Here is a 23,191-nt window from a genome sequence, read left to right on the forward strand (position 1 = left end):
GCGCAGTGTCTGAAGTGGCGATCTTTCGAGTGCGGGTTGTACAAAATGGCATGCCGATCTCGTTGCACGACCTGGCCCGTTCGCTGGGGCTGCCGGTGCTGGCCGGGGACGTGTCACGGCCGGTCGGGTGGGTGCACGGCACCGAGCTCGCCGACCCGACGCCGTTCCTGGAGGGCGGCGAGCTGCTGCTCACGACCGGCCTGAACGCCTTGACCCCTGGGTATGTCGAACGGCTGGTGCGCGCGGGGGTGGTCGGGCTCGGGTTCGGGACCGGACTGAGTCACGACGTCGTGCCGGCCGAGCTGGTGGAGCAGGCGGAACGGTCCGGGCTGGGGCTGGTGGAGGTGCCGCGACACGTGCCGTTCATCGCGATCAGCAAGGCGGTCTCGAAGGCGCTGGCGGCGGACGAGTACGCGGCGTTGACGCGGACGAGCGAGGCGCAGCGGGCGTTGACCAGGGCGGCGGTGCGGGGTGGGGTCGCGGGGGTGGTGCGGCGGCTCGGCCAGTGGATCAACGGCTGGGTGGTGCTGCTCGGCGCGTCGGGAGAGGTGGTGCACGCCCACAACGCCCGGCTGGCTCCGGGCCTGGTGTCGAGTGGCGGCCTCGCCCCTTCTGGCGACTTGGCGGCGGCGGTGGCGAAGGTCCGCGCCTCGGGTGGCCTGGCGAGCGCGGCGTTGGAGGTGGCCGGGTTCCACGTGTTCCTCCAGGCGCTGGGCAGTCGCGCCAGGGGAGTGCTCGCGGTCGGCACGTCCGAGCCGCTCGACGCCGACCTCAACATCGTCAACACGGCCGCGTCCCTGCTCACCCTCGCCCTCGCCCGGAACGACGCCTTCGACGCCGCCCACCGCGAGCTGAGGACCGGTCAGTTCCGGTTGCTGCTCAACGGAATCGGCGTCGAAGGCCTGCCGCAACGGTTCCGCGTCTTCCTCGCCGACGACCCGCCCGACGACGGCTTCTGGGCCGAGCACGACGGCCAGATCGTCGTGCTCGCAACGGAATCAGCCGGCCACGCGTCGTCCGAAGTGGACTCCACGAGTGTCGCCCGCGGCTATCGCGAGGCCCAGCAAGCGAAGAAGGCTGGTGTAAGCCGGTTCGAGGACCTCGCAGGAAGCCTGAAGGTGCCGGAAGGGTTCGCGGACGCACTTCTCCAACCCCTCGACACCGAGACCCGCGAGACGCTCAGGACGTGGCTGAGCCACCACGGCGCCTGGGACCCGGCCGCCACCGAGCTGGGCGTTCACCGCCACACCCTCAAGAACCGGGTCCGCAAGGCCGAACAGGCACTCCGAAAATCCCTCGACTCGCCCGGCCTGCGCGCGGAGTTGTGGCTAGCCCTGCACCGCGAAGGTCAGTGAGGCCGTGTAGCCGGACGCGACGTCGCCCGACATCGACGCCATCTGCTCGTCGGTACCGTCGCGGAACACCATGTCCTGCTGCAACGACGTCCGCGACATGTTCCGGACGCTCTGCGTGTACCCGGTGGTGCCGTAGACCTCCTTGCACGTCGTCTCGGGCAACGCGAGCTGCGAGGTGACGATCTTGTTGCCCGCCTTGGTGGCCTCGTCGAGGCTCGGGTAGACCTCGAAGTGGATGTGCGGCCAGCGGCCCGAGTACGCGCCGGGGAACACGCTGACGAACTTCAGCTTCCCGGACGCGTCGGCCTCCTGGACGCCGCGCAGGAAGTTCTCGTCCTTCACGCGGTCCGAGTACATCGAGTAGTCGCCGTTCATGTCGCAGTGCCACAGGTAGATCGCGGCGCCGGCGAACGGCGTGCCGTCCTCCTTCCGCACGGTGAGGTCGATCGTCAGCCGCACGCCCTCGGCGGTGCGGGTGGACGACCCGAAGCTCGACCTGATGTCCGAGCGCACGATTCCGCTCTGCGTCAACGCGTTCGGGCCGTTGGAACCGTCGCCGGGGTACGGACCGGCCGTCTCCTCGGGGATCGTCTCCAGCGCCGCACCGGCGGAAGCGCTGGAAGTACTGGAAGTGGTGGGCGTGGTGGTCGACGGGGCGCAGGCCACGAGCGTGAGGCCTGCGCCGCCGAGCAGCGACAACGCCCGCCTGCGCCCGAAGAGCGTGGCGAGGTCGAACTGGAGGCCGCGGTCGTGGTTGTCCGTCATGCGACTCAGATTGCGGCCGGATCCTGTGAGGCGCCTGTGGAGAACCTGTCTCGTGGCTAGCTGAAGTCGGGCAGCGTCAGCGCCGAGTGCTCGGGGCGGGCCGGCTCGGCGGGCATCGTCTCGCGGGAGCGCAGCGCCTCGTTGCGGGCGGCCAGCGCCTCGGCGGTGCCGGGGAACAGCTCGGCGTCGCCCACGTCGACGAGGTCCTGGTTCGCGAGCACGAACGGCCGCATGACCCGTTCGTACCCGGCGAAGTCGCCCAGGTGTCCCGCGAGGACGTAGGCGCCGACCAGGGCGAGGCTGGAGCCCTGGCCGGTGAGGAACGACGGGGCGTACGCGGCGTCGCCGACCAGTGCGACCCGGCCGGACGACCAGTGCGGCATGCGGATCTGGCTGACCGTGTCGAAGAACAGGTCGTCGGCCTCGTTCATCGCCTTGACCAGTCCCGGCACCTCCCAGCCGTCCCCCGCGAACACCGACGCCACGAGCTCGCGCCGGGCCTCGGGGTCGCGGAACGCCCCGAACGGCGCCTCGGTCAGCCCGAAGCTGAGGAAGCCGTGCACGCTCTCGCCCGTGCCCACCGCGTACAACGCCGCGGCACGACCGGGTTCGTTCCACATCACCGCTTCCTGGCGCAGCCCGAGGTGGTTGGGCAGGGTGAACCCGGCGAAGCAGTAGCCGAGGTAGCGGTGGAACCGCTCCTCGGGACCGAACGCGAGCTCGCGCACGGCCGAGTGCAGTCCGTCGGCGCCGATGACGTGGTCGTACGTGCGCCGCAGGCCGCTGCGGAACGTCACGTCCACGCCGTCCGAGTGCTCGTCCATCGCGACGATGCTGTTGTCGAACAGGAACTCCACGTCGTCGCGGACGGTGTCGTGGAGCAGTTCGGCCAGGTCGCCTCGCCGCACCTCGAGGTCGTTGCCGTCCCCGCCCGCGATCACCTCCGGCCTGATCGACGTGATGGTGCTGCCGTCGGGGTTGAGGAAGGTGATCCGCCGCGTGTGCACGTGCGCCTCGCGCAGCCGGGGGAGTAGGCCCATCCGCTCGACCACCGCCAACGCCGTCCCGCGGATGTCGATCGGGTAGCCACCGCCGCGCAGGGCGTGCGACTTCTCCACGACCGTGACGTCGTGCCCGCGCCTGCGCAGCCAGAACGCGAGCGCGGGACCGGCGATGCTGGCACCGGAGATCAGGACTGAGCTCATGACGGCCTCCAACTAGCTAACTTAGGTATCCTTCTCTGTCCGACGCGAGCATATACCTAAGTTAGGTAGGTAAGTCGATGGGCGATGCCCTGAACCCCGCGGAGATGCTGCCGCACCTGATGCGGCTGGGCACCGTGCTCAACCGCAGCCACCTGGTCGAACGGGCGATGGAGCAGGTCGGGATCCCGCTCGACCGGCCGGGTCTGACGGTGCTCATCACGCTGCGCCTGGCCGGCCGGCCGCTGCGGGTGGGGGAGATCGCGACGCGCATGCAGGTCGTCGGCCCGCACGTCACGCGGCACCTGCACGACCTGGAGCGCGCTGGCCTGGTCCGCCGCGTCACCGACCCCGGCGACCAGCGCGCCCGGCTGGTCGAGCTCGCGGAGTCCGGTGACGCGGCGGCCGGGCGTTACCTCGCGGCGGTCTTCGGCTGGTTCGCCGAGGCGCTCGCCGACTGGCCGGAGGAGGACCAGGCGACGTTCGGCCGGCTGCTCGCCCGCTTCGTGACCGACGTCGAGGCGCACTTCACCGCAGAGTGAGCAGCACGGTGCTGGAGCCCTGCCGGGGATGGAGCTTCAGCACCGTGCCACCGAACGTGCCGGGCGTCGAGGAGGCCGCCGCCCAGCCCGTTGCCTTCCCGCGCAGCTCCTCCACGGTCGAGGAACCCACGGGCTGCCCGTCGACGACGACCCGCCGCACGTCCGCGGGCACCATCAGCTGCGACTCGGCCGGCGCGCCCCGCAACGTGACGAGAAGGTGCTTGCCGAACGAGTCGACCTGCAGCTTCCCGAACCTGCCGTCGGCGGACGGCGACACGAGCCAGCCCGCGCGGTCGGTCCGGTCGAGGTCGTTCACGCCCCACGGTTTCGCCCAGACGTCCGGTGTGCGGAAGTTGAACGGCAGGGCCGCCGACGCCCGCAGGTAGAGCGGGAACTCGTCCGAAGTGGACTCCCGCGTCACGGTCCGCCCGCCGCTCACCCGCTGACCGGAGAACAGGTCGATCCACTCGCCGCGCGGCAGCCAGACGTCGACCGGGGTCGGTCTGCCCGCCGCGCCGTCGGTTTCCGCGCGGTCGGCCGTGACGGGCGCCGCGAGCAGGTCCGGCCCGACCATGAACTGCTGGTCGGCCTTCCACGCGGCCTCCTCGCCGGGGTAGCGGAACGCCATCGGTTGCGTGATGGGCGTTCCGTCCCGTGAAGCGCGCACGGCCTGCGCGTACAGGTACGGGAACAGTTCGTAGTGCAGCACGGCGGCGCGCCGGAACCGGTCGAACGTCGCCGCGTCGTACACCCACGGCGTCGCGTTGCGGCCGGAGCTGCCGACCTGGAACACCGGCGTCACCGCCGACTGCTGCGCCCAGCGCACGAACAGCGACTCCGACGGGCCGCCGCCGAGGTTGCGGTAGCCGCCGATGTCCGAGCCGTGCACGGGGTGGCCGGAGATCCACGAGTTGAGGCCGCGCCGGGTCGTGAGGCGCAGCCCGTCGAAGCTCATGTCCGCGTCGGCCTGCCAGAAGCCGTGCAGGATTCCCGGCATGCCGTCGCCGCCCGCGCGGAACAACGTCGTGTAGTCGTCGCCGTGCACCTTCCGCAGCGTCTTCACCACGGATTCCGCGTACAGCAACGGGTACCGGTTGTGGATCAGCGTGCCGGGCCCGCCCGCGAACGTCGTCTCCTCGAAGTTGTGCTCCTCGCCCCGGTCGCCCTTCACGAAGTTCACCCCCATCCGGAAGACGGCTTCGAGCTTCGCCTCGTAGTGGGCGCGCGCCACCGGGTTCGTGAGGTCGATGTCCCACACGTTCGTGCGGTCGGACTGCGCGAACGAGCCCTCGGGGTAGTCGTGCGGGCACGTCTTGCCGTCCGAGGTCTTGTTCAGGAACGGCGCCACCCACACACCCATGTTCACTCCACGAGAACGCATCCAGTCGATCGTGCCCTGCGCGTCGGGGTACATGGTCTTGTCGAACTTCAACGCGCCGATGCACGCGTACGTCGGCCGTGCGCCTTCTGGACCTTGCTCCCACGGGTTGTCGACCCAGAGCGTGTCGAGCGGAACGCCGCGGGCCTGGAACTGCGTGACGTCCTCGACGACCTCGTCGGAGTGGTTGTACTTGTCCCGCCACTTGGTCAGCGCGAACTGACGTGCGGGCGGCAGCGCGGGCGTGCCGACGCGCTGGAAGTAGGCGCGGTTGACCTGCTCCGGCGTGCCGGCGTAGACCTCGTAGTCGAGCCGGGAGGTCTTGAAGCACAGCTGGATCCGGTCCGGCACGCCGAACGTCACCGGGCACGGCGCCGGCTTGTCAGCGCAGTGGTCGTCGGGCGCCGCACCGGGGAAGGCCGTGCGACCGATGGCCTTCGTGTCGGCGTAGACGCCGTAGCCGTTGCTGGACAGGAAGAACGTCGAAGGCGCGCCGTTCTTGTTGCACTTGCCGAACGTCGAGGCGCCGACGAACACCGCCTTGTTGAGCAGCACACGTCGTTGCAGGTCGACGAACATCGTGTGGGCGCCGCCGCCGAGGAAGTGCTCCTCCAGTGATCCGGTGAGGTTCGCCGACACCTGTGCGACGCCGGTCGCCGGCTCCAGGGTCCAGCCGACCCGCACACCTCTGGGAGTCCGGGTGACGACGACGTCGGCTGTCCTCGTGCCTTCGGTGGTCGCCACGACGTAGCGCACGCCGTTCGGCACTCGTTTCTGCGCCACGACGTTCGTCAGCGAGTGCTGCGTGCCGTCGCTGAGCCGGTAGAACGTCTCGCGCTGGCCGGTCAGCGTCCTGCCGTCGCGGAAGTCGAGCGCGAACGGGCTGGTGGCCGCCTTCCAGGACAGGCCGGAACCGGCCGTGGCGATCGGGGCACCGGCGGTCAGTCCCGCGGTGACCAGCAGGAGCGTCAGCAGGTATCTCATGCCGGCACCGCCCCGTTGATCGTGGTGTTGCGGAACACCAGGCCGTCCGTGTGCTCGACCAGGTTCGGCTCGGCGATCCCGGTGAAGGTCGAGTTGGTGATCCGGACGTCGCGGATGTGCTGCTGCGGGAAGCCGCGGAACGTGGCGGCGATCTTGCCGCCGTCGATCCGCATCCGGTCGACGGTGAGGTTGTCGATCCGGGGGAAGAAGCCTTTCGTGCCGCCGTTCTGGTAGTACATCGACACGAAGAGGACCTCGCGTTCGACGTTCCGGCCGAAGACGTTGCGCAGGTGCACACCGTCGATCACGCCGCCGCGGTCCTGGTTGGTCTTGACGTAGAGAGCGTGCTTGATCGGGTAGCGGCCGGGGTAGTCCGGCGCGTTGATCTCGCAGTCGCGGCAGAAGACCTTGCGCACACCACCGGACATCTCGCTGCCGATCGTGATCCCGCCCCAGCGTCCGGAGAACTTGCAGCGCTCCACGACGATGTGGGCGGAGGGGATGCCGACCCTGCGGCCGTCCGCGTCCCGGCCGCACTTCACCACGACGCAGTCGTCGTTGGTGTTGAACTTCGAGTCGTGCACGTGCGCGTAGGAGGACGAGTCGAGGTCGACGCCGTCACCCTGGGAGTTGGTGGAGTAGATCTCGATCCGCCGCACGGTGATGTTGCGCGAGAACACGAAGTGCAGCGACCACATCGCCGGGTTCTTGATCAGCACGTCCTCGACCAGCAGGTTCCGGCAGCGGAAGAACTGGATCATGTTGGGGCGCATGTTCTTCCCCGGCCCCATGACCCGTTGCTCGACCGGGACGCCGTCCTCGCCCCACTGGCGCAGCAACGGCGTGGAGCCCGCGCCCCAGCTCGCCCACTTGCCGCTGGGCGCGTCGCCGTCGATCGTGCCGTGGCCGGTGATCGCGATGTTCTGCTGCTCGAACGCGTAGATGAACGGCCGGTAGTTGTAGCAGAGCGTGCCCTCCCAGCGGGTGAGCACGAGCGGCAGGTAGTCCTCGGGGTCGGTGGAGAACTTGACCGTGGCGCCTGCTCTCACGTGCAGCTCCACATCGGACAGAAGTGTGATGCCCCCGGTGAGGAAGGTGCCCTGCGGGACCACGACCCGGCCGCCGCCGGCGCGGTGGCACGCCGTGATCGCGCGCCGGAACGCCTCGGTGTTCTTGGTGAGGCCGTCCCCCTTCGCGCCGAACGCGGTGACGTCGTAGTCCCTCCTGCGAAACCTCGGTGGACAGATCTTCGCGAGGATCAGCGGCACCTCGCGCCACGGGTCCCCGGAGGCCTCCGCGACACCGGCCGGCAGCAGCAGTCCGGCGGCGGTCAGGCCCGACACGCGCGCGAGATCACGACGAGACAAGGACATCGGTTCAGACCTTCTTGCCGTTGATGGTCACGTTGGTGAACGTGGTGCCGTCCGCGTTCTTGATGCTCGGCTTCGCGGTGGTCACGTTCGTGAAGGTGCTGTTGGAGACGGTGACGTCGCGGATGTGCGACTCGGCCAGGCCGTCCAGGGTGACCGCGGTCTTCTTGACGCCGCTGACGGTGAACCCGTCGGCGGTGATGTTCTGCACCCTGGGGTTCACGATCGGGCCGAAGCCGGGACCGGTGAGGCTGTAGTTGAGCGTCACCACGATCGCCTCGCGGTCGACGTCGGTGGCCTTGATCCGGCGGGCGTGGACGTTCTCGACGGTGCCGCCGCGCCGCTTGTTCGTCTTGATGTACAGGACGTGGAAGGGCTTGTACGACGAGCCCTTCTTCACCGTGCAGTCCTGGAAGAAGACGTTCCGGACACCGCCGGACATCTCGCTGCCGACCGTGAGCGCGCCCCAGCGGCCCTCGAACGAGCAGTTCTCGATCACGATGTTCTCGCTGGGGACGCCGATGCGGCGCCCGTCGGTGTCGCGCCCGGCCTTGATCGCGATGCCGTCGTCGCCGCAGTCGAACCGGCAGCCGGTGATGTGCACGTACTGCGAGGACTCGGGGTCGCAGCCGTCGACCATGCCGCCGCGGCTGTAGACGAAGATGTCGCGGACCGTGACGTTGGTGCACAGCACGGGATGCACGTTCCACATGGCGGAGTTGCGCAGCCGGACGCCTTCGACGAGGACGTTGCGGCACTCGTACAGCGTGATCATGTTCGGCTTGAGGTAGTGGCCCATGCCGAACTTCCGGTCCGTGACGGGCACGTTGTCGACGGCCTGCTTCTGCAGCTTCTCCCAGTCGGGCTGGCGCTTGCCGTCGTAGTCGAACCACGGGCCGGAGGGGCCCTGACCGTCGATCAGGCCCGGTCCGGTGATCGCGACGTTCTCGGCCTTGCGGGCGTAGATGAACGAAGAGAAGTTCATGCACTCGATGCCCTGCCACCGCGTGTAGACCAGCGGGTAGTCCTTGGGGTCGGTCGAGAACCTGATCGTCGCGTCCTGGGAGACGACGAGGTCGACGTTGCTGAGCAGGGTGACCGCGCCGGTCAGGAAGGTGCCCTTCGGGACGACGACGTGGCCGCCACCTGCGGCGTTGCAGGCCTCGATCGCCTTTTTGAAGGCTTCGGTGTTCTTGGTCCTGCCGTCGCCCTTGGCGCCGTAGGTCGTGATGTCGAACCTGGCGGCGGGGAACGTGGGCGGGACGATCCTGGAGAGGATCTGCGGCACCTGGTCCCACGGCGCCGCGTCCTGGGCGGCGGCGGGCAGCGAGCCGCCGAGGAGCGTGACGCCTGCGGTGGTGCCCGCGACCTTGAGGAAGTCGCGGCGGTTGGTCTGCATCGGCCGTCCTTTCGCGCGCATGCGGTGGTGCGTCTGCGAGCGGCGGCGATGAGAAGGATGTGTAAACCTTTTCAACCGATGTCTACACCGGTGCCTGGCTTCAAGTCAACGGGTCTGGCGTCCTGGCGGCACGGCCCTCCGAGGTCTCGCCGGTCGCGTTCGACGGCGACCGGCGCATTACCACCGCGGCTTGCCGAAAGTGAATTCAGGGCAATTCTCGCGGCGGTCCGCTGGGCATCACAAAGTATTCACCCGGTGGTTGGTGCGGACTTCCGTCCTGGTCCTCCGGTATTGGCGTTCGGCGAGGGCCGCTCGGTCGACCTCGGCGTGCGGCACGTCGAGCGCCGCACTGATCCAGGCGCGCCAGTAGGGGCCGGGAATGCGTTTGCCGCGTTCCCACCTCGACACTTCTTCACGAGTGACGCTGTCGTTTTGTGAGATCTCGCACAACAGGTCGGCGAGTTCGCGCTGCGTGAGGCCCTGCGCCCGCCGTGCCTGGGGAATCAGGTCGGTGATCGGCCTGGTGGCCAGGTGCTCGTGGGCCTGGGGGACTGCCTTGAGCACGGTTCTGCTCCGTTTCCATGAGATGACGGGGTACTACGCCCACAGTGCCGCAAAGTCCGCGAGTTCGTGCCGTGCATTGCGGTGATACCGGCGGTCGTTGAAAGTTCAGCCACCGATGGAATGGCTTGATCGGTTGTTCGGAGGAAACGCAACTGGTCCAATGGGGTGTGCGCGCCGACTTTTCGCGCGCCTTGTTAGTGTGGGGAAATGCTCTCGACGGTCGAAGTGGTGCAGGTGTTCCTGGCCCGCCTCGCGGCACAGGACGCACCCGGCATCGCGCGGCTGTGCGCACCGGCCGTGGAATGGGAGGCGCCCGACCCGAACGGCTCCCGGTGGGCGTTCGGCACGCGCAGCAGGCGTGAGGTCGAGGCCCAGTTCCTGACCCTGTTCGCCACCTACGGCCTGGAGCAGCTCTCGGCGCGCCAGGTGATCGTCGACGGGGGAGACGCGGCCGTGATCGGCTTGGCGCGCTGGCGGGTGCAGGCCACCGGCGAGACCGTCGAGACGCGCTTCACCACCGTGCTGTCCGTGCACCTCGGGGAGATCGAGCAGTACCGGCACCTGCCGGACACGCTGGCCGCCGCCGTCGCGACCGGTCTCGCGCGGACCGGGGGATGAGCGCGCAACGAGAGAGAGCGGCGCACACCAGGACACGCCTGCTTCGTGCAGCTGCGGAGGTGTTCGACCGCGACGGGTTCACCGGTTCCAGCCTCACGGCCGTGTGCGCGCGTGCGGACGTGTCGAAAGGCGCGCTCTACTGTCACTTTCGCTCCAAAGAGGCGCTCGGCGTCGCGATCATCGAGGAGCAGTCGCTGCTGTGGCACCGGTTGCGCGACGAGGTGCTGGCCGTCGAGCCGTCGCCGATCCAGGCGTTGATCTCGATGTCGTTCGAGTTCGTGCGCAGGCTGGAGACCGACCTGACCGTGCGGGTGAGCGCGAAGCTGTTGCGGGAGGCGGTGTTCTTCGACGTCGCGGCGGCCGCGCAGGTGATCGGCTGGGTCACCGTCGTGCGCGACCTGCTGTCGCTGGCGCGCGAACGCGGTGAGCTGCGGCCGGAGGTGAACGTGCGGCACGCGGCCGAGCAGATCGTGGCCGAGCTGCTCGGGTTGCAGTTCGTGACGCAGGCCCTGAGCGGCGGTACGGACCTGGGCGTGCGGCTCGGCCGGGTGTGGCGAGCGACCTCCGGCTGTCTGGTGACGGCTCCGGTCCGGGAGAAGTTGCGGTTCGAGTGATGGTCGTCTCGACCCAATCGAGACAGGAATGCCTGCTCGCGCGGCCGCCGTTGTCCTCCTCGTTCGTCAGGGGAGCCAACGGTAGGAGCAAGCGTGAGCAGCATCGTGGTCGTCGACCCGTACTCGGCCGGCAGGGGAATCGCTCCGGCGTTCCGGCAGCGGGGAGTCGAGGCGATCGCCGTGCTGACCTCGGAGAAACCTCCGCGCGGGCTCACCTGGGCGCCCGACGACTTCAGCGAGATCCACGTGCTGCACGACCTGGACGAGCTCGCCGCGAAGCTCGCGATGCGCGACCCGATCGCCGTCGTGCCCGGCACCGAGACCGGCGTCGAGGCCGCCGAGACGTTGTCCGAGCTGATCGCGCCCGGCCGGTCGAACGTGCTGACGCTCTCGTCCGCGCGCCGCGACAAGTGGCAGATGGCCGTGGCGCTGCGCACCGCCGAGGTGCCGCACCTGCGGCAGATCAGCACCGACAACGCCGACGAGGTCGCCTGCTGGTTGAAGCACGAGGGGCTGGAGAACGCGCCGATCGTGCTGAAGCCGCAGTGCAGCGGCGGCACCGACGACGTGTTCGTGGCGATGCCCGGCGACGACTGGCGGGCGAAGTTCCACCGGATCCTCGGCTGCGTTAACAAGCTCGACCTCCGCAACGACAAGGTGCTCGTGCAGGAACTCGCGGTGGGCACCGAGTACGAGGTCGACACGTACTCGGTCGACGGGCAGCACGGGCTGGTCTCGGTGTGGCGCTACGAGAAGGAGCGTCGCGGCGACCGGCTCGGCATCTACCTGTCGAACACGCTCGTGCCCGCCGCGGACCCGGTCGTCGAGGTGCTGTTCACCTACGTGCGCCGGGTGCTCGAAGCCACCGGCGTGCGCAACGGTCCCGCGCACGTCGAGGTGATGATGACCGCCGGCGGACCGCGGCTGATCGAGATCGGCGCGCGCCTCGCCGGTGCGTCGCAACAGGAACTCACCCTGCTCGGCACCGGCGAGAGTCAGATCACCCGGATGGTGGCGCACCGCGTCGACGGCGTCGCCCGTGTCGGCCGGTACCTGCAGCGCCAGCACGTGAAGTCGGTGTACCTGTCGTCGCCCGCGGCCGGAGAGCTCGGCAACTCGGTGCGTTTTGACGAGCTGGCCTCACTTTTGCCGAGTTACCAGAGCGATGCGCTGCCGTATCGGGAAGGTTCCACGGTTCCCCGCACCGATGACCTGTGGACGTCGTTGGGTTCGGTAGTGCTGGCCACGTCGGACGTTGACCAGCTCGAACGGGACGAGGCGGTCGTCAGGGAGATCGAAGCCGGACTGATCGTCGTGTGATCGTCAGGTACGACCGGGTGGCACGGATTCCACGCGACCCGCTAGTTTGCTGCTGCGCGACGGAGCGGAGGCCCATGAGCGAGCGCTGGGACGGTGGCCTGACGGGCGAAGTGGTCGACGGCCGCTACGTGATCGGTTCACTGCTCGGCTCAGGTGGCATGGCCGAGGTGTACCGCGCGTACGACAGATCGTCCGAGTCGTCGGTCGCCGTGAAGATCTTCACCGGTCCCGGCCTGCCCGACGACGAGCTGCGCCTGCAACGCGAGGCGTCGATGCTGGCGTCGCTGGACTGCCCCGGCATCATCCCGGTGTACGCCTCGGGTTCCGTCTCGCGCCGCCCGTACTACGTGATGCGCGAGATCCCCGGCGGCACGCTGCGCCAACGCATGCGCGAACCCCTGCCGCCGCGGTTCGTGGCGCTCATCGGCGGGCAGATCGCCGCTGTCCTCGACCACGTGCACGGGCTCGGCGTGGTGCACCGCGACATCAAGCCGTCGAACATCCTGATCGACGACGAGGAGAAGCAGGCCTACCTCGCCGACTTCGGCCTGGCGCTGGTCGCTGAGGTCACGCGGGTGACCACCTCCGGCGTGCTGGTCGGCACCGCCGGCTACCTGTCGCCGGAGCAGGTGCGCGGGACCGACGTAGGACCCGCCGCCGACGTGTACTCGCTCGGCCTGGTGCTGCTGGAGTGCCTGACCGGCCGCAACGAGTACCCCGGCGGCGACGCCGAGGCGGCGCTGGCCCGGCTGGCCCGCGCGCCCAGGATTCCCGTCGACCTGCCGCTGGCGTGGTCGTCGCTGCTGTCGGCGATGACGGACATGGACCCGGCCGCCCGCCCCTCCGCCGCGCAGTGCGCGCGGTCGCTGGACGCGGCCTTCGAGGCGAGCCGCGGGCTGCCGGCGCTGCTGGTGGACTCACCCGTGGCCGAGCCCGCGGTCGTGGTCGTGCCCGAGCCCCGGTCGCGGCGGGGCAAGCGCTTGGCGATCGCGGCAGCTGCCGTGGCGGCGACCGCCGTGGCCGTGGTGGTGGCGAACTTCTCGGGCGGTGCCGAGGCACCGGCCGCCGACCGCCCCGCGGTGCCGGACGCGCGCACGCACGTCGTAACGGTGACGCCGTCGACGGTGACCGTGGTGCAGACGCCGTCCGGGTCGGAGGTCGGCGAGGCGCCGGGCGTGCCCGGTGCGCCGCAGCCCGGGGCGGGTGTGGCGTCCACGTCGTCGGTGGAGACGACGGAGGAGTCGGAGGAGCCGACCAAGTCGAAGAAGGAGAAGAAGAAGGACCGCAAGAACTCGTCGGAGGCTTCGACGCCGTCGCTCGCGCCCACGCAACCATGAGCGCTCACCACACACACGGGCCCGCCGGGTTCCCCCAGTTTCGATTTTAGACAGCGGGTCTGACAGGGCTCAGGCGTTCGGGGCGTCCACCGGGCTTTGCGGCGGGTCCGCGGTTGCGCCCGCAGCGGGTGGCGGGATGAACGGCGCGAGTTCTGCACGCAGCGGGTGGCGGGACGGTTGGGTGTGCGGTGGGGGCGACGGCTGGTTTCGTGCGGTGATCCTGCGCCGCTCTGTCTCGTCGGCCAAGTACGTGCCGGCAGCAAAGTTTAGGCGTTCGGTTCGCTGGCTGGCCCGAACGGCGGGTTCGGGAGTTCCGGCCGCAGCGGGTGGCGGGACGGTCGGGTGTGCGGCGGGGGCGGTGGCTGGTTTCGTGCGGTGGTCCTGCGCTGCTCTGGCTCGGCCGCTCTGTCTCGTCGGCCAAGAACGTTCCGGCAGCGGGCTCAAGCGTTCGGGGCGTCTACCGGGCCCAGCGGCAGGTCCGCGAGTTCGGCCCGCAGCGAGTCCAGGTCCGCGTACACGGCGGAAGCCCCGCGGTCGATCAGCTCGTCCTCGCTGAACCCACCCGTCAGCAGCCCGATCGACGGCAGCCCGGCCCGGCCCGCCGCCTCGCAGTCCCACACCGAGTCGCCGATCACGACCGCCCGAGTCGCGTTCGCCTTGCGCAGCGCGACGGCGATCAGGTCCGGCTCCGGCTTGCTGGCGTCCACGTCGTCGGACGTCGTCCAGGCGACGTCGCCGGGGTCGATCAGCTTCAGGTAGTGCTCGACGTGCTTGCTCTTGCCCGAGCTCGCGAGCACCACGGCCAGGTCGAGGTCCAGGGCGGCCCTGACCAGGCGGTGTGCGCCCTCGAACGGCTGGATCTCGGGCAGCAGCGCGTCGAAGTGACGTTCCCAGTCCGCGCGCAGCGAGTCGCCGTGCTCCTGCTCGACGTGGTCGCCCGCCACGGCGGCGACCAGTTTGTCGCCGCCCATGCCGATGGCTCGGTGCACCCGCCAGCCGGGCACGGTGACGCCCGCGTCGGAGAACGCGCGCAGCCACGCCACCGTGTGGTGGTAGTTGGTGTCGACCAGGGTGCCGTCCACGTCGAGGACCAGGGTGTTGCTCATGGATCAGGTTTGCCCGTGCCCCTACCTCGGCAAACCCACCAGCTCGCGGGTCTCCTGCAGCGCCGCCAGCTCGCGGCGCAGCACGCCGTCGAGCCAGGTGGCGTCCGACATCCACGACTGGTTGGTGTTGAGGCAGACGTGCACGGCGTTGCGGTACACCGAAAGCGCGATGCCCACGGCGTGGCCAGGGGCGACCGGCGCCACCGGGTACAGCTCGCACAGCGCGGCGCCGTCCAGGGACAGGGGTACGGACGGCAGCGGCACGGACGTGACCAGCGTGTCGAAGAGCAGCGGTGCGCAGCGGCCCATCACCGGCGCCGCCAGGCGGTGCACGAGAGCCGGGACGCGGTCGGCCAGCAGGGGCAACGCGCCGGCGCCCCGGTCGGGGCCCGCCGCCTTCGCGGACTCCATCTGCAGGCGCACCGAGGTCAGCCGTTCCACCGGGTCGGCGACGCCGACCGGCAGGGACACCAGGAAGCCCGAGATCTGGTTGCCCGAGGCGCCGTCGCCTGAGCGTGAGCGCTGGTTAACCGGGATGAGGGCGCGGACGACGGAGTCCGGGCCCGCGCTGCCGTGCGCGGAAAGCCAGTGGCGCAAGGCACCCGTGACCAGGGCGAGCATCACGTCGTTGACGGTGCCGCCGTGGGCCCGGCGGATTCGGTGCACGTCCGGAAGATCCACGCGCGACATCACCACGCGGCGTGGCCGGGTGGACGCGGTGAGCACCGGCGAGTTCAGCGTCGGCGGGCGGGTGTTCATCAGGACCGACGACGCGATGTCGAAGGTGTCCTTGATGCCGCGCAGCGTCGGGAGGGACGGCAGCAGCGACCGCGACGGCTCCGAAGCAGCGTCCGGAATGGACAGCCGGGACGGGTCGAAGAGCTGAATTCCCAGGCCAACGGCCTTCATGCCGTCGCACAACGAGTGGTGCAGCTTCGCCACCACGGCGAACCGGCCGCCCGCCAGACCTGTGATCACGTGCAGCTCCCACGGCGGGCGCGCCAGGTCGAGCGGCTGCGCCATGAGGTGCGACACCAGCGTGGCGAACCGGTCACGACCGCGCACGTGGTGCGTGAAGACGTGGTCCTCCGGCGCGAAGCCGGGGTCCTCCACCCAGCGCGCGCCGCCGAGCAACGACGAGCGCGCCCGTTGGCGCAGGCGCGGAATCTCTTGCGCCCGTTCGCAGAGGACGGCTGCGATGCGGGCCGGATGCACCGGAGTGGACGGTGCGAAGGTCGCGACCGCGCCGAGGTGCAACGGATTGGTGTCGCCCTCCATTGCGAGGAAGGCGATGTCGAGGGGGGAGAGGTGGTCTGTCATAGCTGTGCCAGGAAAACAGGTCCGCGTGTCGGGCGCATTGCGATGAGATGGCGGTGACTCCCTACCGCCCCAAGTACACTCGAACGGTGGTACCGCTGTGACTCGTGTGGGTGCGAACCAGGTCACACAACAGGTTCACCATCACGATCCCGAAGCCGGAGAGACCCGTGAACGACGGCGGGAGACCGGTGCCCGTGTCGCTCACCTCGCAGACCGCCGCGTCGCCCTCGCGCCACATCCGCAGCACCCCGCGGCCCGACGCGTGCAGGATGCTGTTGGTCGCGAGCTCGTTCACGGCCAGCACGAGGTCCTCGCACTGCTCGCGGCGCAACCAGTGCGCGTACTGCGAGACCAGCCGCCGCATGTGCGCGAGCGTTCCGACGGTGAACGGGTGCTCCTCGCGCTCAGGGGGCGGTGGAGGCAACGGCACGTTGTAGATGTCCGAGAGCCCGGTCGGGTCGGTGTACCACTCGCTCGCCACGCGCCGCTCGCCGTCGATCACCACCGGATGCGTGCGCCGCGCGTCCTCCAGCACGTGCCCCGGCAACGCCGACGCGTCGTACGGGCACAGGATCACGCCGGCCCTGCCCTCGAACGCCGTGTTGATCAACGCCTCGTGCTGCACGCACGCCGGGTACTCCAGATCGGTGCGGCCGGGCCACATCGGCTCGCCGACCATCCGGAACCGCCGCCGCGTGCCCGCGCTGAACGCCATCAGCACACCGGGGATGATCCGGCCGGGGTTGCGGCCCGCCTCGGTCATGTCGATGAAGTGCACCTGGTCCGCCTGGCCGCCCAGCCGTTCGCGCAACGGCCCGATGTTCGCCTCCGGCACCGCCACCAGCACCGGCTCGTCGTTGTCGACGCCGTCCGCCACGAACCGCGCCGTACCGGCGAGGAACGTGTCCTCGTCGCGGTAGAACAGGGCTTCGTGGGCGAACGGGGCAACGGAGTTCATCGGCTTCCCGGTGAGTCGGCGACTGCGGCAGGTCACCACTCTGCCACCCGTAACAGTGTTTCGGCGGGGGCCGGGACGGTGGTTGTCGAAGAGCGTGAACGCGGGAACGCGATTCATCGTGCGCACGGGCAAAAGCCCAGGCAGACTCGCGGATGTCGGGGCCTTGCGAGGAGGTGACGCCGTGCTCGCGCACCACACGCTGACCGGGCCGGAGGACGCGCCGGTGCTGGTGCTCGGCAACGCGCTCGGCACGACGACCGAACTGTGGCGCGACTTCTCCCTGCCGTTCCGGCTGCTGCGCTTCGACCACCGCGGCCACGGCCTGACGCCCGCCGCGCCCGGCCCGTGCGCGATCGAGGACCTCGCGAAGGACGTGCTGGAACTGCTGGACCACCTGGAGCTGCGCCAGGTGCACTACTGCGGTGTGTCACTCGGCGGCATGGTCGGCATGTGGCTCGCCGCGCACACCGACCGGATCTCCAAGCTGGCACTCGTCTGCACCACGGCGCACGTGCCGGACAAGGCGCGGCTCGACGACCGGATCACGCGGCTGCGGGACGGCGGCATGGACGCGGTGGCGGACCGGGTCGTCGACCGCTGGTTCACGCCGCTGTGCCCGCCGGCGGTCGTCGCGGACTACCGCGCCGAACTGCTGAAGGTCGACCTGCCGACGTACCTCGCGTGCGTCGAGGGCGTGCGGGACATGGACCTGCGGCCCGACCTGGCCAAGATCGACGCGCCGACCGTGGTGATCGCCGCCGCGCAGGACCACGCGACACCGACCGAGCTCGTCCGGCAGATCAACGAGGAGCTCCCGGACTCGGAGCTCTACGTCGTCGGCGACGCGGCACACCTCGCGGTCGTCGAGGCGCCGCGAACGATCTCGGTGATCCTCGACGACCACTTCGGCAACGACTAGACCTTCTCGAGTGGACGGTGCGGCAGCGCCGGCAGTTCTACCCGGATCTCGTCGCCGGGGCGGACGACGCCGCCGGCGAGCACGATCGACATGATCCCGGCGCGCCGGACCAGTTCGCCCTCCGCGTCGCGGCCGACGACCTCCTTGAGCAACCCCTTGGAGAACCCGTCGATCTGCAGGCACGGGTTGCGCAGCCCGGTCACCTCGACCACCGCTTCGGCGCCCAGGTGCAGCAACGTCCCCGTCGGCAGGCCGAGCAGGTCGATCCCGCGCGTGGTGATGTTCTCGCCGATCTGGCCCGGTTCGACCGCGAAGCCCTTCTCGCGCAGCTCGTCGAAGAGCTCCGCGTGCATCAGGTGCACCTGACGCAGGTTCGGCTGGGTCGGGTCCTGGGCCACGCGCGACCGGTGCTTGACCGTCACGCCCTGGTGGACGTCCCCCTCGACGCCGAGACCGGCGAGCAGTGTGATGCACTCGCGTTGCGGCTTTGTGAACGTGTACTCCTCGTTGCGGCACACCGCCGTGACAACCCCCATGACAGCCATCATGCACGAACTGTTGAGACGCAGGGGATACGCCGAACGGCGGAGTGAAACACGGAAGGACGAATCGATCAAGGTGTCTCAATTCGAGTCACCCGATGGTGTCCTACCTGCGTCGATGCACAAGATCGTGGAAACGCTCTCACGAACTTCCGGCAAGAGCCTTGACTAAAGCTCACCTCACGCTGTTGACTCCGTCACACCTCGTCGGAACCGGTTACGGAACCGGTTTCAGGAGGCGGCGGAAGGAAGTTCGGCATGCGTGTCACGATCGCAGAGGTCGCCCAACGCGCCCAGGTGTCCAAAGCGACCGTGTCACGTGTGCTGAACGGTAAGCCGGACGTGGACGCCTCCACCGCGCAGCGCGTGCGCAAGGTGATCGACGAGATCGGGTACGTGCCCAGCGCACGCGCCGTCGGTCTGGCCCGTGGCCGCACCCGCACGGTCGCGATGCTCGCGCCGTCGCTCACCTGGCCGTGGATGGGCGAGGTGCTGCAGGGCATCGTCGACACCCTCGAAGCCGACGGCTACGGGTTGCTGCTCTACACCCTCAACCGGGGTCCCGAGTCGCTGAACCAGTTCGCGAACCACGTGTCCGCCAACGCTTTCGACGGCCTGCTGGTCGTCGAGCCGCCGGACGCGCTGCACTACATCTCCACGCTCTACCGGGCGGGCCTGCCGGTCGTCATGATCGACGACCGCGGCTCGCACCCGGAGTTCCCTTCGGTGACGACGACGAACCGGCAGGGAGGCGCGGATGTCGCACGGCATCTCGTCGCGGCAGGCCGCCGCAGGTTCGCCGTCGTCACCGGACCACCGCACTTCGGGTGCACTCAGGCGAGGCTGGACGGGTTCCGGCTCGCTTTGGCGGAAGCGGGCCTGACGCTGCACCCGGACCTCGTCGTCGACGGCGATTTCACCACGGAAGGTGGTGAGATCGCCGTCGACAAGCTCGTCGCGAGCGGAATCCCCTTCGACGCCGTGTTCGCGCAGAACGACCTCTCGGCGGTCGGCGTGCTGCGGGCACTGCGGGAGTCCGGCCGGAGCGTCCCCGACGACGTCTCCGTGGTGGGCTTCGACGACGTCCCGGTCGCGGGACACACCGAACCCCGGCTGACGACGATCCGCCAGCCGTTGCAGGAGATGGGTGCCGCCGCCGCGCGGATGCTGCTCTCCACGCTCGAGGGACAGCCCATGCCCGACCACCCGCTGGTGCTGCCGACCTCGTTGATCGTGCGCGAATCCGCGCCCTAGCCCCACCCTGCTCCACCACAACTGAAACGAACACGCCAGGTCTTGCCAAGACCTGGCGAGTTCGCCGTACGCATGAGAGAGCGCTCTCATGCTCCGTATCGGGAGATTCCCCCATGCGCAGAACAATCATCGTCGCGGTCGCCATGGCGCTCGCGGTGACAGGTTGCTCCTCCGGCGGTGCCACCAAGGCCGCCGGCGTGCTGACCGTCGGCATGCCCAACGGGCCGCTGACCGAGAACCACAACCCGTTCCTGCCGACGTCGGCGGCGGGTTCGCTCGGTTACCGGTACCAGATCTACGAGCCGCTGGCGTTCGTGAACAACACGCGCCCGGCTCAGGAGCCGGTGCCGTGGCTCGCCACGAAGTGGGACTGGACGCCCGACTACAAGAAGGTCACCTTCACGATCCGGGAGAACGTGAAGTGGTCCGACGGCAAGCCGCTCACGGCCGCTGACGTCGCCTTCTCGTACGAGATCCTGAAGAAGTGGCCCGCGCTCAACAACCGCGACTCGCTCAAGGTCGAGACCGCCACGGCCACGCCGGACGGCAAGGTCGAGGTCTCGTTCGCGAGCCCGCAGTTCGTGAACCGCAACAAGGTCATCAGCGCGATGGTGATCCCGGAGCACGTCTGGAGCACCGTCCAGGACCCGACGACCTACACGAACCCGAAGCCCGTCGGCACCGGCCCGTACGAGCTGAAGTCGTTCACCTCGCAGACCGTCACGATCGCGCGGCGCGCAGAGTACTGGCAGGAACTGCCCAAGGTCCCGGAGATCCAGTACACCTCGTACAACGACAACACGGCGCAGACCACCGCGCTGGCGTCGGGTGCGAGCCAGTGGTCGTACGTCTTCATCCCGGACTACCAGAAGCTGTACGTCGACAAGGACCCGGCGAACCACAAGCTCTGGTTCCCGGCCGGTCTCGGCATCCACGGCCTGTGGCTGAACACGACCGTCGCGCCGTTCGACAACCCCGCGCTGCGCTCGGCGATGTCCGACGTGATCGACCGCGAGTCGATCTTCGTCAAGGGTGAGGCCAAGCTCTTCCCGAAGCTCGAGTCGAAGACCGGCATGCCGCTTCCCGCCGGTGACTCATTCCTCGCGCCGGAGTACAAGGACGCGAAGTTCAAGATCGACGTCGAGGGCGCGAAGACCAAGCTCACCGCCGCCGGCTTCAAGTACGCGGGCGACGTGCTCCAGGCGCCGGACGGCAAGCCCGTCACGATCGAGCTCACGAACCCGTCCGGCTGGTCGGACTACCTGACGGTGCTCGACATCATCAAGGGCGACCTGAAGAAGATCGGCATCGAGGCGACCGTGCGCACGCAGACCGCGGACGCGTGGACGACCGACTTCGCCAACGGCGCGTTCCAGGGCTCGCTGCGCTGGACCAACACCGGTGCCACGCCGTACGAGATGTACCAGAACATCATGGACGGCGCGGAGATCAAGCCGATGGGGCAGACGGCGGCGGTGAACTTCGGCCGCTACAACAACCCCGAGGCGACGACGGCGCTGGCCGAGTACGCGAACGCGGCCGACGACGCGGCGCGGGCCAAGGCCCTCGCGGTGCTGCAGAAGATCATGGTCGAGCAGGTGCCGATGATCCCGACCTCCGCCGGCCCGATCGGTGCGGAGTACAGCACGAAGAGCTGGGTCGGCTGGCCGTCCGAGGAGGACCCGTACGGTCCGCCGCAGGCGACCCTGCCCAACGCCCTGCAGATCGTCATGAAGCTGAAGCCCGCGGGGTCGTAGAACGATGAATGAAGTCGCGCTTGAAGCGAAGGGTCTGGTCAAGACCTACAAGCGCGTGCGCGCGGTGCAGGACGTCTCCATCGTCCTGCGCCGCGGGCGCGTGACCGCCCTCGTCGGCGAGTCCGGATCAGGCAAGTCGACGGTGGCGAAGCTGCTCGCGCGGCTCGTGGAACCCACCTCCGGCGAGATCCTGCTGGACGGCGAGAAGGTGCGGAGGGTCCGGGAGTACCGGCGCAAGGTCCAGATGGTGTTCCAGGACCCCTTCGCATCGCTCAACCCGATCCACACGATCCGCTACCACCTCACCCGGCCGCTCAAGATCCACAAGCGGCCGGAGACGGTGGAACAGCTGCTGGAGCGGGTGAACCTGCCGGCGGACTTCGCCGGCCGGTACCCGCACGAGCTCTCGGGCGGGCAACGGCAGCGCGTGGCGATCGCCCGCGCGCTCGCCGCGCACCCCGAGGTGCTCCTGGCCGACGAGCCGGTGTCCATGTTGGACGTCTCCATCCGGCTCGGCGTGCTGAACCTGTTGCTGGACCTCAAGGAACGGCTCAAGCTCGCCGTCCTCTACATCACGCACGACATCGCGTCGGCGCGCTACTTCGCCGACGAGACGTTCGTGATGTACGGCGGGCAGATCGTCGAGGGCGGCGACAGCGAGACCGTGACGCAGCGGCCCGCGCACCCGTACACGCAGCTGCTGATCGAGTCCGCGCCCGACCCGGAACGGTCGGTGGTCGCGCTGGACGCGCCCGCCGTGGAGTCCACGCAGGTCTCCACCGGCTGCCCGTTCGCCCCGCGCTGCCCCAAGGTGCAGGAGCGCTGCTGGACCGAGGCGCCCCCGCGCGTCGAGGTCGACTCCTACGGCCACTGGGCCGCCTGCTGGCTCTACGCGGAGGCGGCGGCATGACCTTCCTGCTCCGCCGTGCGCTGTTCTACTTGGTGACCCTGTGGGCGGCGATCACGGTCAACTTCCTGCTGCCGCGCATGCTGCCCGGCGACCCGGTGCAGGCCATGATCACCAAGCTCGGTGGCCGGCTCAACAGCGACGCGATGGCGTCGCTGTACATCCTCTTCGGGCTCGACGACAACAAGTCGATCTGGGAGCAGTACCTCGACTACTGGGGCTCGCTCTTCCGGGGCGACCTCGGGCTGTCGTTCACGTTCTTCCCGACGCCGGTCGCGGACGTGCTCGCGCAGTCGATGCCGTGGACGCTCGGCCTCGTCGGCGTCACCACGGTCATCGCGTTCATCCTCGGCACGCTGCTGGGCGTCTACGCGGGCTGGAAGCGCGGGTCGTGGATGGACAACCTCATCCCGGTCACGACGTTCCTGTCGTCGATCCCGTACTTCTGGCTCGGCCTGATCGCGATCTCGCTGTTCTCCGTGACGTGGCCGCTGTTCCCGGCGGCCGGCGGGTACGCGCCGGGGCTGGTGCCGGAGTTCTCCGGCGAGTTCATCGGCAGCGTCCTGGAGCACGCGGTGCTGCCCGGCGTCACGATCGTCGTGAGCTCGGTGGCCGGCTGGATCCTCGGCATGCGCAACATGATGGTGACCGTGACGGCGGAGGACTACGTGCTCGTCGCACGGGCCAAGGGACTGAGCCAGAAGCGGATCATGTTCGCCTACGCCGCGCGCAACGCCGTGCTGCCGTCGATCTCCGGTTTCGCGCTGTCGCTCGGCTTCATCGTCGGCGGCGCCCTGCTGGTCGAGATGGTGTTCTCCTACCCCGGCCTCGGTTACGTGCTGTTCCAGGGCATCGGCGGCAAGGACTACCCGTTGATGCAGGGCGTGTTCCTGGTGATCACACTGGCGGTGCTGGTGGCGAACCTGCTCGCGGACATCGGCTACCTGCTGCTGGACCCGCGCACGCGGCGGGAGGGCTGA

At 69.2% G+C, this 23,191-nt stretch carries 21 protein-coding genes; 11 read left to right on the forward strand and 10 right to left on the reverse strand.

Annotation, left to right across the window (positions count from 1 at the left end; translation table 11 throughout):
* The first annotated feature begins 50 nt into the window (after positions 1-50).
* Entirely contained in the window at positions 51-1,355 is a 1,305-nt protein-coding gene (locus tag ACQEU1_RS41880; RefSeq protein ID WP_433215292.1) for a PucR family transcriptional regulator, read from the forward strand.
* Here the strand turns inward: ACQEU1_RS41880 and ACQEU1_RS41885 are convergent.
* Both ACQEU1_RS41885 and ACQEU1_RS41890 read right to left on the reverse strand, forming a co-directional pair.
* A complete protein-coding gene (locus tag ACQEU1_RS41885) occupies positions 1,329-2,120 on the reverse strand; it encodes an intradiol ring-cleavage dioxygenase (RefSeq protein WP_433215295.1) in 792 nt (263 codons plus the stop codon). The genes ACQEU1_RS41880 and ACQEU1_RS41885 overlap by 27 nt on opposite strands.
* Positions 2,121-2,176: 56 nt before the next feature.
* On the reverse strand, positions 2,177-3,325 hold the full coding sequence (locus tag ACQEU1_RS41890; RefSeq protein ID WP_433215298.1) for an FAD-dependent monooxygenase: 1,149 nt from the start codon (positions 3,323-3,325) through the stop codon (positions 2,177-2,179).
* A gap of 77 nt (positions 3,326-3,402) precedes the next feature.
* Here ACQEU1_RS41890 and ACQEU1_RS41895 point away from each other — a divergent pair, with 77 nt between their 5' ends.
* Positions 3,403-3,864 (forward strand): MarR family winged helix-turn-helix transcriptional regulator, encoded by a 462-nt coding sequence (locus ACQEU1_RS41895; RefSeq protein WP_433215301.1) that lies wholly within the window; start codon positions 3,403-3,405, stop codon positions 3,862-3,864.
* Here ACQEU1_RS41895 and ACQEU1_RS41900 read toward each other — a convergent pair.
* The 4 genes from ACQEU1_RS41900 to ACQEU1_RS41915 all read right to left on the reverse strand — a co-directional run bounded on the left by ACQEU1_RS41900 (position 3,851) and on the right by ACQEU1_RS41915 (position 9,559).
* A complete protein-coding gene (locus tag ACQEU1_RS41900; RefSeq protein WP_433215304.1) occupies positions 3,851-6,226 on the reverse strand; it encodes a glycoside hydrolase family 31 protein in 2,376 nt (791 codons plus the stop codon). The two genes, ACQEU1_RS41895 and ACQEU1_RS41900, sit on opposite strands and share 14 nt — an antisense overlap.
* Positions 6,223-7,599 carry a glycoside hydrolase family 28 protein gene (locus ACQEU1_RS41905; protein ID WP_433215307.1) on the reverse strand — a complete coding sequence of 459 codons (1,377 nt, stop codon included), beginning with the start codon at positions 7,597-7,599 and terminating at the stop codon, positions 6,223-6,225. The genes ACQEU1_RS41900 and ACQEU1_RS41905 overlap by 4 nt, the downstream gene beginning before the upstream one ends.
* Before the next feature lie 4 nt (positions 7,600-7,603).
* Positions 7,604-8,995 carry a glycosyl hydrolase family 28 protein gene (locus ACQEU1_RS41910; protein WP_433215310.1) on the reverse strand — a complete coding sequence of 464 codons (1,392 nt, stop codon included), beginning with the start codon at positions 8,993-8,995 and terminating at the stop codon, positions 7,604-7,606.
* Between the two features lie 237 nt (positions 8,996-9,232).
* Positions 9,233-9,559, reverse strand: coding sequence for a helix-turn-helix domain-containing protein (locus ACQEU1_RS41915; RefSeq protein WP_433215313.1), 327 nt, complete (start codon positions 9,557-9,559; stop codon positions 9,233-9,235).
* 207 nt (positions 9,560-9,766) lie between these two features.
* Here ACQEU1_RS41915 and ACQEU1_RS41920 point away from each other — a divergent pair, with 207 nt between their 5' ends.
* The 4 genes from ACQEU1_RS41920 (at position 9,767) to ACQEU1_RS41935 (ending at position 13,448) form a co-directional block, all read left to right on the forward strand.
* Complete coding sequence (locus ACQEU1_RS41920) at positions 9,767-10,177, forward strand: nuclear transport factor 2 family protein (protein ID WP_433215316.1); 411 nt, start codon at positions 9,767-9,769, stop codon at positions 10,175-10,177.
* On the forward strand, positions 10,174-10,791 hold the full coding sequence (locus ACQEU1_RS41925; RefSeq protein WP_433215319.1) for a ScbR family autoregulator-binding transcription factor: 618 nt from the start codon (positions 10,174-10,176) through the stop codon (positions 10,789-10,791). The genes ACQEU1_RS41920 and ACQEU1_RS41925 overlap by 4 nt, the downstream gene beginning before the upstream one ends.
* A gap of 93 nt (positions 10,792-10,884) precedes the next feature.
* Positions 10,885-12,111 (forward strand): ATP-grasp domain-containing protein, encoded by a 1,227-nt coding sequence (locus ACQEU1_RS41930; protein WP_433215322.1) that lies wholly within the window; start codon positions 10,885-10,887, stop codon positions 12,109-12,111.
* A 74-nt stretch (positions 12,112-12,185) separates the two neighbouring features.
* Complete coding sequence (locus ACQEU1_RS41935; RefSeq protein ID WP_433215325.1) at positions 12,186-13,448, forward strand: serine/threonine-protein kinase; 1,263 nt, start codon at positions 12,186-12,188, stop codon at positions 13,446-13,448.
* Between the two features lie 440 nt (positions 13,449-13,888).
* Here ACQEU1_RS41935 and ACQEU1_RS41940 read toward each other — a convergent pair whose 3' ends face one another.
* The 3 genes from ACQEU1_RS41940 to ACQEU1_RS41950 all read right to left on the reverse strand — a co-directional run bounded on the left by ACQEU1_RS41940 (position 13,889) and on the right by ACQEU1_RS41950 (position 16,832).
* Entirely contained in the window at positions 13,889-14,554 is a 666-nt protein-coding gene (locus ACQEU1_RS41940; RefSeq protein WP_433215328.1) for an HAD family hydrolase, read from the reverse strand.
* Between the two features lie 21 nt (positions 14,555-14,575).
* Positions 14,576-15,874: a wax ester/triacylglycerol synthase family O-acyltransferase gene (locus ACQEU1_RS41945; protein WP_433215331.1), complete on the reverse strand. Its 1,299-nt coding sequence runs from the start codon at positions 15,872-15,874 to the stop codon at positions 14,576-14,578.
* Positions 15,875-15,935: 61 nt separating this feature from the next.
* The gene (locus ACQEU1_RS41950) at positions 15,936-16,832 is read right to left on the reverse strand and encodes an anti-sigma factor RsbA family regulatory protein (protein ID WP_433215334.1); all 897 of its coding nucleotides are present in this window, start codon (positions 16,830-16,832) and stop codon (positions 15,936-15,938) included.
* A 181-nt stretch (positions 16,833-17,013) separates the two neighbouring features.
* Between ACQEU1_RS41950 and ACQEU1_RS41955 the strand changes: the two genes are divergently transcribed.
* Complete coding sequence (locus tag ACQEU1_RS41955; protein ID WP_433215337.1) at positions 17,014-17,751, forward strand: alpha/beta fold hydrolase; 738 nt, start codon at positions 17,014-17,016, stop codon at positions 17,749-17,751.
* On the opposite strand, the gene ACQEU1_RS41960 is transcribed toward ACQEU1_RS41955, so the two are convergent.
* Positions 17,748-18,287 (reverse strand): MOSC domain-containing protein, encoded by a 540-nt coding sequence (locus tag ACQEU1_RS41960; protein ID WP_433215340.1) that lies wholly within the window; start codon positions 18,285-18,287, stop codon positions 17,748-17,750. The genes ACQEU1_RS41955 and ACQEU1_RS41960 overlap by 4 nt on opposite strands.
* A 264-nt stretch (positions 18,288-18,551) precedes the next feature.
* Between ACQEU1_RS41960 and ACQEU1_RS41965 the strand changes: the two genes are divergently transcribed.
* From ACQEU1_RS41965 to ACQEU1_RS41980, 4 genes are all read left to right on the forward strand, one after another.
* Positions 18,552-19,547 carry a LacI family DNA-binding transcriptional regulator gene (locus ACQEU1_RS41965; protein WP_433215343.1) on the forward strand — a complete coding sequence of 332 codons (996 nt, stop codon included), beginning with the start codon at positions 18,552-18,554 and terminating at the stop codon, positions 19,545-19,547.
* A 113-nt stretch (positions 19,548-19,660) separates the two neighbouring features.
* On the forward strand, positions 19,661-21,304 hold the full coding sequence (locus ACQEU1_RS41970) for an ABC transporter substrate-binding protein (RefSeq protein ID WP_433215346.1): 1,644 nt from the start codon (positions 19,661-19,663) through the stop codon (positions 21,302-21,304).
* A gap of 4 nt (positions 21,305-21,308) precedes the next feature.
* Positions 21,309-22,214 (forward strand): ABC transporter ATP-binding protein, encoded by a 906-nt coding sequence (locus tag ACQEU1_RS41975; protein WP_433215349.1) that lies wholly within the window; start codon positions 21,309-21,311, stop codon positions 22,212-22,214.
* Positions 22,211-23,191, forward strand: coding sequence for an ABC transporter permease (locus tag ACQEU1_RS41980; RefSeq protein WP_433215352.1), 981 nt, complete (start codon positions 22,211-22,213; stop codon positions 23,189-23,191). Before ACQEU1_RS41975 ends, ACQEU1_RS41980 begins: the two co-directional genes overlap by 4 nt.

The sequence above is a fragment of the Lentzea sp. CA-135723 genome, assembly GCF_050936595.1.
Classification (GTDB): domain Bacteria; phylum Actinomycetota; class Actinomycetes; order Mycobacteriales; family Pseudonocardiaceae; genus Lentzea.

What these genes read in the sequence shown, in the direction of transcription:
- ACQEU1_RS41880 (WP_433215292.1), top strand. Translation starts at nt 51, where the DNA reads ATGCCGATCTCGTTGCACGACCTGGCCCGTTCGCTGGGGCTGCCGGTG.
- ACQEU1_RS41885 (WP_433215295.1), bottom strand. Translation starts at nt 2,120, where the DNA reads ATGACGGACAACCACGACCGCGGCCTCCAGTTCGACCTCGCCACGCTC.
- ACQEU1_RS41890 (WP_433215298.1), bottom strand. Translation starts at nt 3,325, where the DNA reads ATGAGCTCAGTCCTGATCTCCGGTGCCAGCATCGCCGGTCCCGCGCTC.
- ACQEU1_RS41895 (WP_433215301.1), top strand. Translation starts at nt 3,403, where the DNA reads ATGGGCGATGCCCTGAACCCCGCGGAGATGCTGCCGCACCTGATGCGG.
- ACQEU1_RS41900 (WP_433215304.1), bottom strand. Translation starts at nt 6,226, where the DNA reads ATGAGATACCTGCTGACGCTCCTGCTGGTCACCGCGGGACTGACCGCC.
- ACQEU1_RS41905 (WP_433215307.1), bottom strand. Translation starts at nt 7,599, where the DNA reads ATGTCCTTGTCTCGTCGTGATCTCGCGCGCGTGTCGGGCCTGACCGCC.
- ACQEU1_RS41910 (WP_433215310.1), bottom strand. Translation starts at nt 8,995, where the DNA reads ATGCAGACCAACCGCCGCGACTTCCTCAAGGTCGCGGGCACCACCGCA.
- ACQEU1_RS41920 (WP_433215316.1), top strand. Translation starts at nt 9,767, where the DNA reads ATGCTCTCGACGGTCGAAGTGGTGCAGGTGTTCCTGGCCCGCCTCGCG.
- ACQEU1_RS41925 (WP_433215319.1), top strand. Translation starts at nt 10,174, where the DNA reads ATGAGCGCGCAACGAGAGAGAGCGGCGCACACCAGGACACGCCTGCTT.
- ACQEU1_RS41935 (WP_433215325.1), top strand. Translation starts at nt 12,186, where the DNA reads ATGAGCGAGCGCTGGGACGGTGGCCTGACGGGCGAAGTGGTCGACGGC.
- ACQEU1_RS41940 (WP_433215328.1), bottom strand. Translation starts at nt 14,554, where the DNA reads ATGAGCAACACCCTGGTCCTCGACGTGGACGGCACCCTGGTCGACACC.
- ACQEU1_RS41945 (WP_433215331.1), bottom strand. Translation starts at nt 15,874, where the DNA reads ATGACAGACCACCTCTCCCCCCTCGACATCGCCTTCCTCGCAATGGAG.
- ACQEU1_RS41950 (WP_433215334.1), bottom strand. Translation starts at nt 16,832, where the DNA reads ATGAACTCCGTTGCCCCGTTCGCCCACGAAGCCCTGTTCTACCGCGAC.
- ACQEU1_RS41960 (WP_433215340.1), bottom strand. Translation starts at nt 18,287, where the DNA reads ATGGGGGTTGTCACGGCGGTGTGCCGCAACGAGGAGTACACGTTCACA.
- ACQEU1_RS41965 (WP_433215343.1), top strand. Translation starts at nt 18,552, where the DNA reads ATGCGTGTCACGATCGCAGAGGTCGCCCAACGCGCCCAGGTGTCCAAA.
- ACQEU1_RS41970 (WP_433215346.1), top strand. Translation starts at nt 19,661, where the DNA reads ATGCGCAGAACAATCATCGTCGCGGTCGCCATGGCGCTCGCGGTGACA.
- ACQEU1_RS41975 (WP_433215349.1), top strand. Translation starts at nt 21,309, where the DNA reads ATGAATGAAGTCGCGCTTGAAGCGAAGGGTCTGGTCAAGACCTACAAG.
- ACQEU1_RS41980 (WP_433215352.1), top strand. Translation starts at nt 22,211, where the DNA reads ATGACCTTCCTGCTCCGCCGTGCGCTGTTCTACTTGGTGACCCTGTGG.